General features: G+C 59.3%; 13 protein-coding genes and 2 tRNA genes. 8 read left to right on the forward strand and 7 right to left on the reverse strand.

The annotated features are described in order from the left end of the window. Positions 1-44: 44 nt before the first annotated feature. Complete coding sequence (locus ACIOU9_RS15025) at positions 45-2,132, reverse strand: prolyl oligopeptidase family protein (RefSeq protein ID WP_402697413.1); 2,088 nt, start codon at positions 2,130-2,132, stop codon at positions 45-47. A gap of 56 nt (positions 2,133-2,188) precedes the next feature. Here ACIOU9_RS15025 and ACIOU9_RS15030 point away from each other — a divergent pair, with 56 nt between their 5' ends. After that, positions 2,189-4,204, forward strand: coding sequence for an FAD/NAD(P)-binding protein (locus ACIOU9_RS15030; RefSeq protein WP_402697415.1), 2,016 nt, complete (start codon positions 2,189-2,191; stop codon positions 4,202-4,204). A gap of 49 nt (positions 4,205-4,253) precedes the next feature. Here the strand turns inward: ACIOU9_RS15030 and ACIOU9_RS15035 are convergent. Further along, positions 4,254-4,341 (reverse strand) — tRNA-Ser (locus tag ACIOU9_RS15035). 62 nt (positions 4,342-4,403) lie between these two features. Between ACIOU9_RS15035 and ACIOU9_RS15040 the strand changes: the two genes are divergently transcribed. The 5 genes from ACIOU9_RS15040 (at position 4,404) to ACIOU9_RS15060 (ending at position 9,433) form a co-directional block, all read left to right on the forward strand. Then, complete coding sequence (locus ACIOU9_RS15040; protein ID WP_402697434.1) at positions 4,404-5,381, forward strand: NAD(P)H-quinone oxidoreductase; 978 nt, start codon at positions 4,404-4,406, stop codon at positions 5,379-5,381. A gap of 109 nt (positions 5,382-5,490) precedes the next feature. Next, complete coding sequence (locus ACIOU9_RS15045; RefSeq protein WP_388024215.1) at positions 5,491-7,725, forward strand: carbon starvation CstA family protein; 2,235 nt, start codon at positions 5,491-5,493, stop codon at positions 7,723-7,725. Positions 7,726-7,727: 2 nt separating this feature from the next. Continuing rightward, positions 7,728-7,919, forward strand: coding sequence for a YbdD/YjiX family protein (locus ACIOU9_RS15050; protein ID WP_073707480.1), 192 nt, complete (start codon positions 7,728-7,730; stop codon positions 7,917-7,919). A 153-nt stretch (positions 7,920-8,072) separates the two neighbouring features. Next, the gene (locus ACIOU9_RS15055; RefSeq protein WP_105662501.1) at positions 8,073-8,522 is read left to right on the forward strand and encodes a hypothetical protein; all 450 of its coding nucleotides are present in this window, start codon (positions 8,073-8,075) and stop codon (positions 8,520-8,522) included. 68 nt (positions 8,523-8,590) lie between these two features. Continuing rightward, entirely contained in the window at positions 8,591-9,433 is an 843-nt protein-coding gene (locus ACIOU9_RS15060; protein ID WP_332595330.1) for an aldo/keto reductase, read from the forward strand. 79 nt (positions 9,434-9,512) lie between these two features. Here the strand turns inward: ACIOU9_RS15060 and ACIOU9_RS15065 are convergent, their stop codons facing one another. Continuing rightward, positions 9,513-10,265 (reverse strand): YqjF family protein, encoded by a 753-nt coding sequence (locus tag ACIOU9_RS15065; protein WP_105658792.1) that lies wholly within the window; start codon positions 10,263-10,265, stop codon positions 9,513-9,515. A gap of 814 nt (positions 10,266-11,079) precedes the next feature. Here ACIOU9_RS15065 and ACIOU9_RS15070 point away from each other — a divergent pair. After that, positions 11,080-11,610, forward strand: coding sequence for a hypothetical protein (locus ACIOU9_RS15070; RefSeq protein WP_402697417.1), 531 nt, complete (start codon positions 11,080-11,082; stop codon positions 11,608-11,610). A 545-nt stretch (positions 11,611-12,155) separates the two neighbouring features. Then, positions 12,156-12,506 (forward strand): tyrosine-type recombinase/integrase, encoded by a 351-nt coding sequence (locus ACIOU9_RS15075; RefSeq protein ID WP_402697419.1) that lies wholly within the window; start codon positions 12,156-12,158, stop codon positions 12,504-12,506. Here ACIOU9_RS15075 and ACIOU9_RS15080 read toward each other — a convergent pair. From ACIOU9_RS15080 to tmk, 4 genes are all read right to left on the reverse strand, one after another. Then, positions 12,488-12,559: transfer RNA gene (locus ACIOU9_RS15080), tRNA-Thr, on the reverse strand. The genes ACIOU9_RS15075 and ACIOU9_RS15080 overlap by 19 nt on opposite strands. Before the next feature lie 82 nt (positions 12,560-12,641). Beyond that, complete coding sequence (locus ACIOU9_RS15085) at positions 12,642-14,177, reverse strand: alpha/beta hydrolase (protein WP_332595262.1); 1,536 nt, start codon at positions 14,175-14,177, stop codon at positions 12,642-12,644. 23 nt (positions 14,178-14,200) lie between these two features. Continuing rightward, positions 14,201-15,355 (reverse strand): DNA polymerase III subunit delta', encoded by a 1,155-nt coding sequence (locus tag ACIOU9_RS15090; protein WP_332488258.1) that lies wholly within the window; start codon positions 15,353-15,355, stop codon positions 14,201-14,203. Then, on the reverse strand, positions 15,352-16,005 hold the full coding sequence (gene tmk / locus ACIOU9_RS15095; RefSeq protein ID WP_402697422.1) for a dTMP kinase: 654 nt from the start codon (positions 16,003-16,005) through the stop codon (positions 15,352-15,354). The genes ACIOU9_RS15090 and tmk overlap by 4 nt, the downstream gene beginning before the upstream one ends. Positions 16,006-16,068: the final 63 nt, after the last annotated feature.

Genomic DNA, 16,068 nt, shown 5'->3' on the forward strand with positions numbered 1-16,068 from the left:
ATCTAGCCTACCCGAAGATGGGCGCGTGTTCCAAAACGAGAGAGCTAACGCACCTGTCGCCACAGGAATTCGTAGCTGGTCGCCAGCATTTTGGCGGTTGACTCGTTATCCGTTGACCCGGCATGGCCACCGCCCTGTGGCTCGTGGTACCGCACATTGGCAATGCCCAGATCCATCATTTTGGCTGCCATGATGCGTGCCTGCGAAGGGCCGACACGGTCATCAGAAGTCGTGGTCCAAATCAACGAGGCCGGATAGTCATTGGCTGGATGAGGCTGGTCGGTGAGTCGATGCACGGGGGAGAAAGTCCGCAGGAAGTCCCAGTCCCCGGGAACCTGCGGGTCGCCGTACTCGGCAATCCAGGAATGGCCGGCAGCTAGCTGCGTGTAGCGCTGCATGTCCAATAGCGGGACGCCGCAGGAAATTGCTCCGAACAAGTGCGGGTAGCCAGAGATCATATTGCCCATGAGCAACCCGCCGTTAGAACGCCCTGTCGCGGCCAAATGCGCGCGGGACGTCACCCGGCGAGCCACCAGGTCCTGGGCGATGGCCGCGAAATCCTCGTAGGCACGATGGCGCTTTTCACGCAGGGCAGCACGATGCCAATCCGGCCCGTACTCGCCACCACCGCGAATGTTGGCCATGACGTATACCGGTTTGCGGCCCTCAACGGTACGCCGCGATAACCAACCGGTGCCCATGGCGGCTGCATAGGCAGGAGTCATGCTGTGCTGGAAACCGCCGTAGCCGTCCATCAGCACCGGGTTCTTCCCATCGTGGACCAGGTCGGATGCCGCGACCTGGAAATATGGAACCCTGGTGCCGTCCGCAGAGGACGCAAAATGCTGGGTGACTTCAAAACCACCGGCATCAAAGCGATCCGGCGATTTCTTCACGACCTTTGCTGCCGAACCAACTGTGCCGCGCAACAAGGTAGTAGGGGTAATGTATCCGGTGATGGTCATCCAATAGTCATCGCCGTGCTCCTGATCCTCATCATCAACGGCTCCCACCGAGACGCTGAGCATTGGATCCATCAGCGGCATGTCCGACTGGCTGAAATGATCTGCCAGATCAATGATGCGCACTTGCGAAGCCACATCATGCAATACGGTGAGCAGCAGATAATTGGCGGTAAAGCTCAGTGATTCCAGCGCAGTGTGCGCATCCGGGACGAAGAGAACCTTCTCGATGCTGCCGGACTCGAGGAACCTATCCAACCGGGCGATAGCCAATGAACCCGCAGCGATCTTCTGGCCTTGGTGCTCCCAATTGGTTTGGGGAGCAAAGAGGACCCACTGCCGGTGCAGGCTGACCTGCACATCGGTTGGAACATCGATCAGATGGTGTTCCCCGTCGATGAGGACACCGGCATTGGAATTGTAGAAGTCGATGGCATCAGTGGTGACCACGCGTTCGAATCCCGGAGTCGAATCGAAGTAGCCGAAGGCTGCGACATGTTCTCTATCGACTTGGAAGAGAATTGGCGCTTCTTCGATCTCCATGCCGCGGCTGAGCCTTCGCAAGGTATTCGCGTAGGTCGAACGGGTCGTGAACTGCTCGCTGCTGGCGGAACCGACAAGCAAGGTATCGTGGTCAATCCACGAGGCTTGGGTCTTCGCAACGGGGAGGTCGAAACCGCCGGCAACGAAGCTCTTGGAGGCCAGATCGAATTCGCGAATGCGCACCTGGTCGCCGCCGTCAGGACTCAAGCGAAGCAGGGCCCGCTGGTAGGCGCCACCGGCCGCTGGACGCAGGAGTGCTGAACCAGCGAAATGCCATTCGTGGCCTTCCAGCTGCGCATGCAGGTCAAGATCCAATAGGATTTCCCACTGCGGGTCGTCGCTGAGGTAGGAATTCCAAGTGGTGCGACGCCAAAGTCCAAGACGATGGGCGGAATCGCGCCAGAAGTTGTAGTAGTGATCGCCACGCTTGGTCACCATGGGAATGCGGTCTTGGGCATCCAGGACCGTTTTGATCCGCTCCGCAGTGGCATGGAACGAGTCGTCGTACAGCTCGGACTCGGTACGCTGGGTCTGATCCCGCACCCATTCGAGTGCCGTTTCGTCGTGAATTCCTTCAAGCCAGGAATACGGATCAGCGCTTGCAACCTCAGAATCATGCTCAGTCATGGCCATAGTCTATGCGTCTGGCCCATGCCCTGTTCCAAAGGTAATAACCTAGAGGAGTGAACAGCGAGATAGCAACACCAAAGAACGAGTTCAGCCTGGCCCTTGTCGGGGCAGGCCCACGCGGCACGAGCGTGGTTGAAAGACTCGCTAACTTGGCGTTGAAACTCCCGGCCCAAGGCACCGTTCTGAAAGTTACGGTCTTTGATCCGTTCCCTCCGGGCTCCGGCCACGTGTGGAACCCGAAACAGTCGGAGCATTTCCTGATGAACACCCCGTCATCATTTCCGACAGTGGCCCCCGAACGGTTGGGCGATGAACCGGGGTTGAGCTTTCGCCAGTTCGTCGCACTGCGCGGCGATGGACGCAAGCTCACCGATGAGCATGCCAAGCTGATCGGGCAAATTGAACCCGGCTCCTATCCGTCACGCGCAATCTATGGCGAGTACCTCGAGCACGTGTATGAGCGCAGCGCAGCGATACTTGCCACCCACGAGAATTTCAGCATCGAACATGTAGCCGCAGAAGTCGTTGCGGTCCGCCCCGTCGGCAACGCCTATCAGATCGATTTCCGCAGTAACCTGGAGGGTGCCGAAACCCGTCAGCTGGCCGCTGACGCTGTGGTGCTGGCCTTGGGCCACCAGCCGGCAGAACTGAACCCATGGCAGAAGCAGCTCAAGGAAGCTGCCTCCCAAGCCGGGGCCACCTACCTGCCACCGAATGTTCCAGCGGACCTCGACTACTCCCAGTTCAAGGAGGGCCAGCCTGCGTTGATCCGCGGGTTGGGGTTGAATTTCTTTGACGGCATGGCCGAGCTGACGGCAGGCCGCGGCGGGATTTTCCGTGAGGCCAGCACCGAGCCGGGGCATCGCCTGCAGTACATCGGCTCAGGCCGGGAGCCGGCACTGATCGTAGCTTCGCGCCGAGGTACCCCCTACTGGGGCAAGCCAGTAGTGGAGCAGTTCATTCCTGATGAAATTGAACTACGCTACTTCGACGCTCCGGAACACATCGGGCGCCTTGCCGAAGCACGCGCCACCAACCCTGCCTCCTCCTTGGTGTTCTCACGCCATATTTGGCCCAAACTGCACCGGGACATCTTGTTCGCCTACTACAGCACCTGCGCTCGCGCGCATGGTGCCCCGGAAGGTCTCGATGAGCGAGAATTCGTTGATCAGCTCGAAGCGATCCTCTCTGCGGAGCACCATGAAGGAAGCCAAGTGTGGCTTAGCGAACTGCGCAAGTTCGTCGGGCAGTTCCCGCAATTGCAGTGGCTCGATGTGCCAAAGCTGGCAAGGCCATTTGAAGAACTCGGGTTCAGCTCCGATGAGCAATACCAGCAGGCAGTACGCGACTACCTCGTGGGCAATGCCCGGCACAGCACCGGCGGGCTAGAAGACCCGTTGTCATGCGCCATCATGACGATGAATGCCGGACGCATGCTGGTCAAGGAGCTGATTGCTTCCGGCGTGATCGACGAGCAGTCGCGCATTGAAGAAATCCAAGCGCACTTCGAGCCACTGGTCGAAGGACTGTCCTCAGGCCCGCCGCTGGAACGCATTGAACAGCTGCTGGCGCTTTCGCGCGCCGGGATAGTAACCTTCCTTGGTCCGGACCCGGAGTTCGGCTTCGACGAGGTTTCCGAGCAATTCACCGCATCCTCGCCCTGGGTAGATGCGGAGGTGCACACTGCGAAGACCATGTGCGAAGCGATGATGCCCAGTAACCGCGTGCTGCAAAATAACGCGGCGCTGATAAAGCAGCTCTTGGGAGATCACGTAGCGCGCGTGCACACTTGGAAGAACACGGAAGGCGAAAGCCTGCCTGGATCCGGTTTCGACGTGGTCGGTGAACCATACCGTCTGGTCAACAGCGATGGGCTGGCGCACCGCGGGCTATTCGTGCTGGGATTGCAATTGTCATCAGCGCAGTGGGGGACCGCTATTGCCGCGCAAGCGGGCGACCTGCGCCACCCCGCGGCCCGAACCTTGCAAGACGCAGCCAACGTAGTGAACGAAGTGGCTCGCCTGGCGGGGCTGATCGCCAACGAAAGATTAAGCGCGGAGCAGTATTAAGCAGTTTGGCGGGCTGATCCAAGGATCAGCCCGCCAAACTCGAAAAGCGCGGATGGTATGGGATTTGAACCCATGAGACGGGGTTGCCGCCTACTGGTTTTCAAGACCAGCTCCTTCGGCCGCTCGGACAACCATCCAACCCGAAAAAGTATACGGCATGAACCCCTGTTGAAAGGAATTGAAGGACATGAACGACGTTATGAACGCCTATATCTACAACGGTGCCGGTGGGCCAGAAGTCCTTGAACTGGTCCAACGGCCAATGCCGGTCCCCGCAGCTGGGGAAGTGCTGGTCAAGGTCGAGGCCTTCGGACTGAACCGCGCGGATGTGCAGCAGCGCAAGGGAGTGTATCCGCCACCTCCCGGAGCCAACGATATCCCCGGGCTGGAAGTCTCGGGCAGCATCGTGGAGATCGGCGATGGCGTCAGCGGATGGAAACCGGGAGCGCGAGTTGCCGCCCTGCTCGCTGCTGGCGGGTATGCGCAGTACGTCAATGTTCCGGCAGAACTGCTCATCGAAATCCCTGAAACGGTTTCGAGCATCGAAGCCGCCGGGTTGCCGGAAGTCGCCGCCACCGTGGTCTCCAACCTCTTCATCGAAGGCGGACTGGGCCAAGACCAGGCGTTGTTGATCCATGGCGGAGCCGGCGGCATCGGCTCCATGGCCATACAGCTCGCCAAAGCCGCTGGCGCCCGCGTCATCGTCACCGCTTCCTCGGCAGAGAAATTGGACTACTGCCGTACCCTCGGCGCCGACGAGGGGATCAACTACCGGGAAGAGGACTTTTCTGCACGCGTCAAGGAACTGACCGACGCCAGGGGCGTGGATCTGATCCTGGATGTCGTGGGCGCCAAATACCTGGGGGAGAACGTCAAGGCGCTCGCCGTCGGCGGACGGATGGTAGTCATCGGACTGCAAGGCGGAGCCAAGGGAGAACTGAACTTGGGGCTGCTGATGAGCAAGCGGGCGCGGATCATCGGCACAACTTTGCGTTCCCGCCCGCTGCATGAGAAGGCGGAGATCGTTCGCCAGACCATTACCCGCGTGATGCCGCTGCTGGAACAGGGGAAACTGGCACTGAACGTCACCAAGGCCTTTGGATTCCCGGAGCTGGCCGCTGCCCACGAATACTTCGATTCCGGTGAACATACGGGAAAAGTTGTCATAGAGGTTTAAAGCAGCGGGAAACCAGTTGTAAGGTGACTCAGTAGTCATTAATGCGTGACTAGCCTAATAACCGCTGGTCGCGCACATCACTTGCACTGTTCCTAGGAGGTTGCTCGATTTGAGTACCCAAAATACCTTGCCACCAGCGGGTGTCGATCCTGAGGTTGCCGAACGCGAAGAAAAGCGTTGGACCCCCGCCAAGATCGCCATCTGGGTTGCCATCGCGCTGGTCGGCGGAATCGCATGGTCGATTCTCGCCTTCTCGCGCGGGGAAACCATCAATGCCATCTGGTTCGTCTTCGCCGCTGTTGCGACCTACCTGATTGCCTACCGCTTCTACTCGAAGTTCATCGAGCGCAAGATCGCCAAACCGGATGATTTCCGGGCCACCCCGGCCGAATCGGTCAATAACGGCCGTGACTTCGTTCCCACCGATCGCCGCGTGCTCTTCGGCCACCACTTCGCCGCCATCGCAGGCGCCGGTCCGCTGGTTGGACCGATCCTCGCAGCGCAGATGGGCTATTTGCCAGGCACCATCTGGATTATCGTGGGCGTGGTGCTGGCCGGAGCGGTCCAGGACTATCTCGTCATGTTCTTCTCCATGCGCCGTGGCGGACGCTCGCTGGGCCAGATGGCCCGCGAAGAGCTGGGCCTGATCGGCGGCACCGCTGCCCTGATCGCCACCCTGGCTATCATGATCATCATTACCGCCATCTTGGCGCTGGTGGTCGTCAATGCACTGGGCGAGTCCGCGTGGGGTGTCTACTCGGTGGGCCTGACCATCCCTATCGCCTTGTTCATGGGCATCTACCTGCGGTTCATCCGCCCGGGCAAGGTCCTGGAAATCTCCATCATCGGCTTCGTGCTGCTGATGTTCGCGATCATTTCCGGCCGCTGGATTGCCGAGTCTGCGTGGGGTGCCGAGTTCTTCCACCTGGATCGCACCACCATCGCCTGGGCCATCATCATCTACGGCATCATCGCCGCGGTGCTCCCGGTATGGCTGCTGCTGGCTCCTCGCGACTATCTGTCGACGTTCATGAAGATCGGCGTCATCGGCCTGCTGGCCGTGGCGATCATCGTCGTCCGCCCGGAAATCGATGTTCCGGCCTTCTCCGAGTTCGCTGGCCGTGCCGATGGCCCGGTCGTTGCCGGGCACATCTTCCCATTCCTGTTCGTGACCATTGCCTGCGGTGCGCTGTCGGGCTTCCACGCACTGATCGCCTCGGGCACCACGCCGAAGCTGGTCGAGAAGGAAAAGCAAACCCGCTTCCTGGGCTACGGCGGCATGCTCATGGAATCCATGGTGGCCATCATGGCGCTGGTTGCAGCGATTTCCATCGACCGCGGCATCTACTTCGCGATGAACTCTTCGGCTGCCGCTACCGGTGGCACGGTGGAAACCGCGGCGGCATTCGTGAACTCGCTGGGTTTGGCCGGCGTTAGCCTGGATCCAAACCAGCTGACCGAACTTGCCAATAACGTGGGCGAGAGCTCGGTTGTCTCGCGTACCGGTGGCGCTCCGACCCTGGCTGTGGGCATTGCGCACATCATGCACCAGTGGTTCGGCGGCACCGCGATGATGGGCTTCTGGTACCACTTCGCGATCATGTTCGAAGCACTGTTCATCCTGACCGCGGTTGACGCCGGTACCCGTGTTGCACGCTTCATGCTGCAGGACACCATCGGCAACTTCTTCCCGAAGTTCAAGGACACCTCGTGGCGTCCGGGCGTGTGGCTGTGCACGTTGATCATGGTTGCCGGCTGGGGCTACATCCTGATCCTCGGCGTGACAGATCCACTGGGCGGCATCAACACCTTCTTCCCGCTGTTCGGCATCGCCAATCAGCTGCTGGCTGCGATAGCGCTGGCCGTGGTGATGACCATCATCGCCAAGCAGAACAACTTCAAGTACCTGTGGGTCGTGGCTCTGCCGCTGGCCTTCACCGTGGTGATCACCTTCGTCGCGAGCTGGCAGAAGATCTTCTCCGCAGATACCAAGGTGGGCTACTTCGCCAACCACAACGCCTACAAGGAAGCTCTGGCCAATGGCGAGACTTCCCTCGGCTCGGCGGGCAGCGTCGAAGCCATGGAGGCCGTGGTCCGCAACACCGGTGTCCAGGGCTGGCTGTCCGTGGTCTTCCTGGTACTGACCGCCATCGTGCTGGTTTCGGCGGTTGTCGCAACCGCCAAGGCCAAGCAGAGCGGTGGTGGCAACAGCACCGAGGATCCTGCCGTGCCATCGAAGATGTACGCACCCGCCGGCTTGATCTCGTCGCCTGCCGAAAAGGAACTTGAAAAGGCTTGGAAGCAAATCCCTGCCGAAGCCCAAGTCCAGCGAGGCGGCCACTAGCCATGGCGACGCTGTTGGAACGCCTTGGGCAAGCCAAGAAGTTTGTCGACGGGGTGCTCGGTGCCGACAAGTACCAACACTACCTGGAACACCATGAACGCAATCATCCTGGCGCCAAGCCAATGACCGAGCGCGAATTCTGGAAGGACTACACCGACTGGCAGGAAAAGAATCCTGAAGGGCGTTGCTGCTGAACGCGACTGGTACCGGCCGTGAGAACCATTGGCGAAAGCGGATGGGGCTCGCGGCCGGTTTCGTTTTATGTCGACCCCGCTGCCGGGAACACTGCGGTGATCCCGGTAGGCTAGAACCAGTAATTCATCGGAATCCACCGGCAGAGAAGTGTAATGGCGTTCTTTTCACGACTGCGCGCTGAGCGTGCTGCTGCTCGCGAACTTGGCGAGGGCGTCTGGCGTCGCGCCCATGACCGTTTCCAGCGGTCATTGGACCGGGTCTTCCAGGTGGTAGAGGGCATCAACGATGACCAGGTTTACAACCAGCTGGTCCGAGAAGCCAATGAGATGGCTGTGCTGTTGCCGACCGTGCGCCAGCTTTGCTGTGCGGCGCATCGGATCACCCCGAGCAATGACGACACGATCCCGCAGCTGACCTCTGCGGCGCATCGTTCGCTGACTAAGGCCGCCAACGATTTGGCGACGACCGCACAGGTCGTAGCGATGATGCGCATGCAGGCCGAAGCCGGCAAGCCGATCGATATCGAAGCCGTGCGCCATCGTGCCATGCTGGTGAAAGAAGACGTCAGCCGGGCCGTGCAATTGCTCGCTTCCAGCGAATAATTGGGTTTTCCCGATCGCTCGCGTGGTGTTCCACCGCGCAGGGCGCATCAGTGGACTAAATTAGTTGCATGACCCAAACAATTCCTGAACTGAAGTTCCTTGACGGAAACACCATCGACCAGCTTGGCTATGGCGTCTGGAAGGTCGCCGACGAGGACGCGGAAGCAGTCGTTGGCCAGGCCATCGACGCCGGCTACCGCCACATCGACACCGCACGCATCTATGGCAACGAAGCTGGCGTCGGCCGCGCAGTTGCAGCCAGCACCGTGCCACGCGAAGACCTCTTCATCACCACCAAGGTCTGGAACTCGGACCAGGGTTTCGAGAAGACCCTCGCCGCAGCGGATGCCTCGCTGGAACGGCTCGGCCTGGAATACGTCGACCTGTACCTGATCCACTGGCTGCAGCCCAAGCGCGGCACCTACGTGGACACCTGGAAGGCACTGATCCAGTTGCAGAAGGACGGCAAGGCCAAGTCCATCGGCGTTTGCAACTTCACCAAGGAAGCACTGGAAGAGCTCTACACCGAAACCGGCGTCCGCCCGGTGATCAACCAGGTCGAAACCCATCCGTACTTCCCGCAGGGCGAGCTGCGCGCCTACGAGGCCGAGCACGGCATCCTGCACCAGTCCTGGTCCCCGCTGGGCCACGGCGGCGAACTGCTCAGCGACCCAGTGCTGGTGGAGATCGCCAAGAAGCATGAAGCATCGGTGGCGCAGGTAGTCATCGCGTGGCACCTGGCGGTAGGCAACGTGGTCATCCCGAAGTCGACCACCGAATCGCGCATCGTCGAGAACTTCGAATCGCTGAACGTGAAGCTGGACGAAGAAGATCTGGCTGCCATCGCTACCCTGGACCGCGGAGCGGAAGGCCGTATCTCGGCTGACCCGGCAACCGCCGACTTCGAGTAAAAAAGCTAGGCAGAACAGAAGGCTCCCGGTTTCTTCCGAAACCGGGAGCCTTCTGCCGCAACTGCCTTGTGCCTGGCCTCTAGCAGTCCAGTACGGTTGGTGCAGCGAACAGCGTATCGACGCCTTCGGCGTACAGAACCGAGTCAGGAGCTCGATCAGCGAGAGTGGCGAAACCGGCGGCACGCAGCAGGCCATCGTCGAATTCAACGAGTTGTGCAGGTTGCAGCGGCCACGGTTCATGGTGGTTCCGGCAGTGCAAGGTGCGCCCAAGATGCCGCTGGTGGAACGCCCACTGTGCCGATAGCGCGATGGCGGTCTGCGAACCCGGGGTAATTGGATCGGCACTGGCAGAAGCTTCTACCGGACGCACGACGATGCGGGAACGTGCGCTCGGATTTCCGATGCGCCGTGTTGCATAGCTGATCGTGCCGGCCTTCTTCAGGATCTTCATGGACGACCACTGGTACTTCAACCCGAAGACTGCCCGCGCCATGAGCACAGGTAGCAGGCGTGATGCTTCAAGGCTCAGGAATACCACTGCGCGGCGTCCTTGATTATCAACGGAATAGAGGCGCACATTGATCTCCGGGAAGTCACCCAACCACGGAATCGCAGGACCGGAGAAGAACGCACTGCGCGACATCTGGAAAGCGACGAGGCCCACCCAAGCGCTGCCGGCGACAATATCTGGCCGGCATCCTTCGGGCATGTACGGCGCCACCTCATCCGGGCTAACCCGCCAATGCAGGAACGCTACTTCGCTCCACCGTTGGCGCATGATCGCGTTGCCGCCTAGCGATGGCGGTTCAGGGGAGTACTGCAAGGATTGCATCAGTTTGGAATTCCTTGGAAATTGCTGTCGAAGGCTTATACCGCTATTGCCGGTCGCGAACCAGGATCGATGATCTGCTGATCGCGGAGTGAAGAATCGTTTGCCGGCTCTGGCCTAATTGAATATCCAAAAGCGCCGTTGGGCAAGATGCGGGATAAGAATGGACTGCGTGGGAATCGAAGACCCCGGGACCAGTCATGAAAATCCATTGAAAATTGCGAAAACGAGTCCCCTGCCGGATTTGAACCGGCGACCGGCTCTTTACGAGAAAGACGAAAGCGATAATTGAGTGTTCCGCAAGGTGCTATTTGGCCTAGATATAAGGCTATTTAGGTTGTGGGGGCACGGCATCTCAGAATTTACCCGGCAGTGTGTGCATACATTTGCACACGCATTAGCCAGCACGTCATAGGACCGTTCGTACGCTAGCGCGTAGCGTCTTTCGAAGTTGCTCTCCTATCCTGTCCAGTGCTCTATGTAGACTCACCGTAAAACCGTTTGAAGAAAGTGCAGGCATGAAAGAAACAATATTCGCCCTAGTCTTTATGGCAACGTGCGCGGTCGCTTTCTTCATCCCTGAACCATGGTGGATTTCGTTCCCGGCTGGCGTCATAGCCTTAGCCATAGGCGGTACCCTCCTAGTTCGGGCGTTGAAGGTGAAGCGTGCATGAAAAAGACACCGTTGATGATTTTCGCACTTGCCCTGGCTGTTGCGTTCCTGCCTATGCCGTGGTGGCTACGTCTCCCGTCTAGCCTAGTTATCATGGCCGCCGCAATCATGCTTGTAGTCAATGACAGAAGGACGGAATAGCCAGTGAAGAAAATGCTTGCCGCTGCTGTGGTGACCACTCTCGCTCTTGCTGGTTGCTCTGCGGGTAATCAATCGGCAGATGCCACGCCAAGCGCCACAGCAACGCACAGCGCGTCCACTAGTGCCGAACCTGCTGCGCTATCTGAAGCTGATATTGCGAAGGCAAAGCAAAGCGCTATAGATTCAGGTCGGCCCGAAAATGCATGGGATAAAAATTGCATTGCTTGGCAGTGGCCCGAAGCTAAAACCAAAGGGCAAGCATGGGCTAATGAGCTTGGCAAAGAGTGGCTGAAATACCGAGGTGTCGATTGTCCAGACGCTATTGTCGTTCCTTTTTACGACATCACTTCATTTGAGCCGGGAAAGAATGGCGAACTGGTAGTGAACTATTCAGGGGATCCTCAATGGGATGGTGAAGGTCTAATGGCGGCTCAGGAAATCATGGCAGACCTCTCGAAATTAGATTTGGACCCGAAAATGGTTGTAGTCAGGTACGAGCAGAACGGGCTCGAAATGACCTCAGGCCAGCAATAGATTTAAACGAAAAATCGCCCCCATCGTTGGCGGGGGCGATTTCATGTTAGTTGCGAATGATGTTTTGGATCCTTTGTATCTGGGCGACAAACTGCGTAGAGGAATTCCCGCCGCGCGGGTATGGATTCGGGTAGGCCTTGCCAACCGTCTTGTTAGTGGCGTTAACGGCTCATAGGTAATCCTGAAGGCCGTTTCGGAGTGCCGCCCAGGTCATGCTGCCCGCGTTCCGTCAATGTTTTCGAGGGTTCCGCGGATGAAAGATGCAAAGTCATTGGCGCTAGCCCCTTGCTAACGACGGTCTTTGACATTCTCCAGCGACGCGTGGAGCCATTGGGCTATACCCCGATCAATCAACATCAAAAATTCATGGGTTGAAGTCCGAGGTGTGGCAGTAGAACAAGGAAGCGTCAAAACCGATGCTTCTAGGTCATCCGTTGAGATGGACTTGGATGTAGTCGATGCCCTTATATGCTGGAAGATTAGCCAGATTGAAGAACGCGATGTCTTCACGATGCCTACCCGCCAACCTTTGAATCCCTTCCTACGTGGCAGAGCTCTTCGCAAAGCTACGCGTGGCGGCGGGCGCGCCCGCTCCCACATTGCACGGACTGAGGTATGAACACGCGGCCCTCATGGCGCAAGCTGGCGTTGATGTGATGATCATTCCAAAGCGACTGGGGCATTCGAATATTGTGGTCACGAGTAGCTTTTACGGCCATTTCATGTCGAATGCCTCGCGCAATGCGGCGTCTAAGGTGTCGCAACGGATGGATACTAAGAACGATGATGTGCACACATTGCACACACAAGACGGTTTTTGGGCGCAAAAAACGCCCCTGCCAAAATCAATAATGATTCTGACAAGGGCGTTAGGCCGAGCCCCCTGCCGGATTTGAACCGGCGACCTGCTCTTTACGAGGGAGCTGCTCTACCCCTGAGCTAAGGAGGCCTGTACCTGCAAACAGGCACCACGTCACTTTATCCGAGGAATTGTCTGAACGTCAAAACGGCGACGACATCATCAAGCCCAATCAGCACCGGGTGCCGGCTTCGGGGACTTTGCCGTCAATCAGGTACTCATCCACCGCTTTGGTAATGCATTCATTGGAGCGTCCATATGCGGTGTGGCCATGGCCTTCATAGGTCAGCAGGGTCGCGTTGTCCAGCTGCTGCGCCAATGCCTCAGACCATGCGTAGGGGGTAGCTGGATCGCCGACGGTGCCAATGACGAGGATCTCATTCGAGCCTTCCGCGTCGAGGACTTCAGGCTTGCCGGTGGCCTCGTGGTCCCAGGCCTCGCAGGTGATGCCGCCATAGGCGAGATACTTGCCCAAGGTCGGGGCCGCACGCATCAACTCTGTTGCTTCGGCCTGCATCGCTTCTGGACTGGCGTCCATTGGACGGTCCAGGCAATTGATGGCGGTGAAAGCATCGGTGGAATTCGATGCATACGTGCCGTCGCCCTCGCGGTCCGCCGAGAGATCCGCGAAGCCGAGGATCATATCCACATCCGCGTCGTTGACGGCAGCGTTCATCGCATCGGTCAAAATGGGCCAGCTGGAATCGTCATACAGCGGCAAGATGAAGCCGTTGATGAAGTCGATGATCGGCACTGCACGCCCGTCGCTGGCAGTCATTGGTTCGTTCTCCACCTGCGCAAAGAACTGCTGCAGCTGCACCTTGGCCTCTTCAACGGTTCCAGTGAACGGGCACTCACCGCTTTCAAGGCAATTGGCGAGCCACGCGTCGATCTCCTTCTCGAAGCCAACGGCCTGGGCCAAGGTGAGGTCCGAAGCTGTGCTGGTTGGATCCATGGCGCCATCGAGTACGAAGCGACCCACATTCCGAGGGAACAAATCAGCGTAGGTTGCTCCGAGGAAAGTTCCATAGGAGAAACCGAGGTAGTCCAGCTGTGCATCACCGAGCACAGCACGGATCACGTCCATGTCCTTCGCTGCCGAAACGGTATCGACGTGGCCTAGGAGATCGCCGGTATTGGACGCGCAGTCAGCTGCGTAGTCCTCGGTATCCTCGACAATTTCGTCCTGGTCTTCAGGAACCCAAGCCCGCAGGTTTTCCTGGCGTCCCTCGTCGGTCTCGGCACCGCTTTGGCAGGTGACCGGGGAGCTTTCTCCCACGCCTCGCGGATCGAACCCGATGACGTTGTAGGCGCGCTGCAGGTCAGCGCTGAACATGCCTGGTACCGAGGACGCCACCAGATCCAGGCCGGATCCGCCTGGGCCGCCGGGGTTTACCAGCAGATTGCCTGTCGCCCCGTCCACGGCGCGGCGGTTCAACGCCAGATCAATGCTCTCGCCTTCGGGATCGGCATAGTCCATCGGAACCTCTATGGTGGCGCATTCGATGATGCTGCCGCATTCTTCCCAATCGAGGTCTTGGCTGTAGAAGGATTCCAATCCTTCCGGTGTACTGGCGTTGGGCGCGGACTGCGACGCATCCGATGCGCCGGACTGCGAATCCGCTGTAGTGGAAGAGCAGCCGGCCAGGGTCAAAGCCAGAGCGGTCCCCACTGCGGCCAAGCGCATCATCGGTGAGCGTGCAGGCACTTTTAGTGTCTCCTTGTGATGGGTTAACGGCGTCCCGGCTGAGGCAGCAAACGGGTCATGAGTGCTTCCAGGGCCATGAGCTGGTTGACGTTGGCAGCCAAGCGGCTGCGCGTTTCATTGATGGCATCAAGCTGGGCCAAGGACTTCTCGCTGGACTGTTCCGCTGCGAATCGTTCGAGCTGCTCGCGCAGGTGCTCGTTGATCAGCTCAATTCCGGTTTTCAGCTGGATGCTCAAAACATCGCGGAAGAATGTGGTCAGGTCTGTCAGGGTACGGTCCAAGGCATCGAAAGCCGCACGCCGAGCGAATCGCTTGGCATCATCCTCCAGCGCCTTGAACTGTCCACGCAATCCAGCGGGGATGTTCTCCTCTGGACCCAAGCCGTTGGCGTGGCGCAGCTGGGCAATCTTGTTCTGCAGATCGGTGCCGGTAATGTTCTCGGCACGCTCGCTGGCCAGTTTGGAAATTTCTGCGGCAGCGGCCATCGCCTGCGGCAAGGTGGTGGTGCGCAACGGCAGGGTAACGACTTTTTCACGCTGGATGCGTGCTTGCTCGTCACGGGCCAGCAAACGGGCTACGCCAATGTGGGACTGTGAGACACGGGCAGCGAACAGCGCCTGTTCCGGTTCCAGCCCGTCACGGCGCACCAGAAGATCCGCAACATCCTGGGTGGACGGCACGGAGAGATTTACCGCGCGGCACCGTGAACGAATGGTCACCAGAACATCTGCAGGAGACGGGGCGCTCAGGATCCAGATCATCTTGGCGGGCGGTTCTTCAATGGCCTTGAGCAGCACGTTGGTGCTGCGCTCGGACATGCGGTCGGCATCTTCGATGATGATGATGCGCCAGCGGCCGGTGCCAGCACTTTCCTGTGCACGGGTAATCAGATGGCGGACGTCAGCAATCTGGTACTCGAATTTGTCGGTGGATACGAAGGACACATCCGGGTGCTCCGAATTCATGACCATTTTGCAGTTGGCGCACTGCCCGCAGCCGGCCGGGGCCTGGGTGCACTGCAAAGCTGCCGCGAAAGCCCGCGCCGCGGTGGTACGGCCCGAACCCGGGGGACCGGTGACCAGCCAGGCATGGGTCGGGTTGCCGCGATCAACCTCAGCGGTCAACGTGGCAATGACACGTTCCTGCCCGGCAAGTTCTGCGAAGACTGGCCGGGTCACAGCAAGCCTGCCAAATGCTGCGCAACCGACTGGTGCAGCTGATCCACGCTGGCGGTGGCATCCAGGACCAGATAGCGCTGCGGATCACGGGCCGCCAAGTCGAGGAAGGCGTTGCGGATGCGTTCATGGAAATCATCCGGCTCGGATTCCAAGCGATCCGAATCCTCCACGCCGCCGCTGGCCGCAATGCGCCGGGCACGTCCCTGCGCGGCGGAGATATCAAGAATGATGGTGGCATCCGGCTTCAGTCCGCCGGTTGCGAAGTCGTTGATCGATGCGACGGCATCAAAGCCGAGGGCGCGGCCCATGCCCTGGTAAGCCAGCGAGGAATCAACGAATCGGTCGCAGATGATGTGGGTGCCGGCTTCCAGCGCGGGGGAGATGACCTGCTGGACATGGGCGGCACGCGCCGCCGAGTAAATCAGGGCCTCGGTACGGGCATCGATCTCGCCGTGGCCGTGTTCGAGCACCAAGGAACGCAGCTCTTCGCTGATCTGGGTTCCGCCTGGCTCACGGGTAGTGGTGACCTTGGCGCCACGGGACTCCAGCCACTGCTGGGCCAGGGCGACCTGCGTGGACTTCCCAGCGCCGTCACCGCCTTCAAAAACGATGAACAAGCCACGCGTTGGGGTACTCGATTCGATACTCACCCCACTAGCCTATCCAAGGACATTTAAAGATGTGCGTTGCAACGGCAGGATGTGCAACGAAAA

Origin of the sequence: Glutamicibacter sp. NPDC087583 (assembly GCF_044743685.1) — a bacterium.
Taxonomy (GTDB): Bacteria; Actinomycetota; Actinomycetes; order Actinomycetales; family Micrococcaceae; genus Glutamicibacter.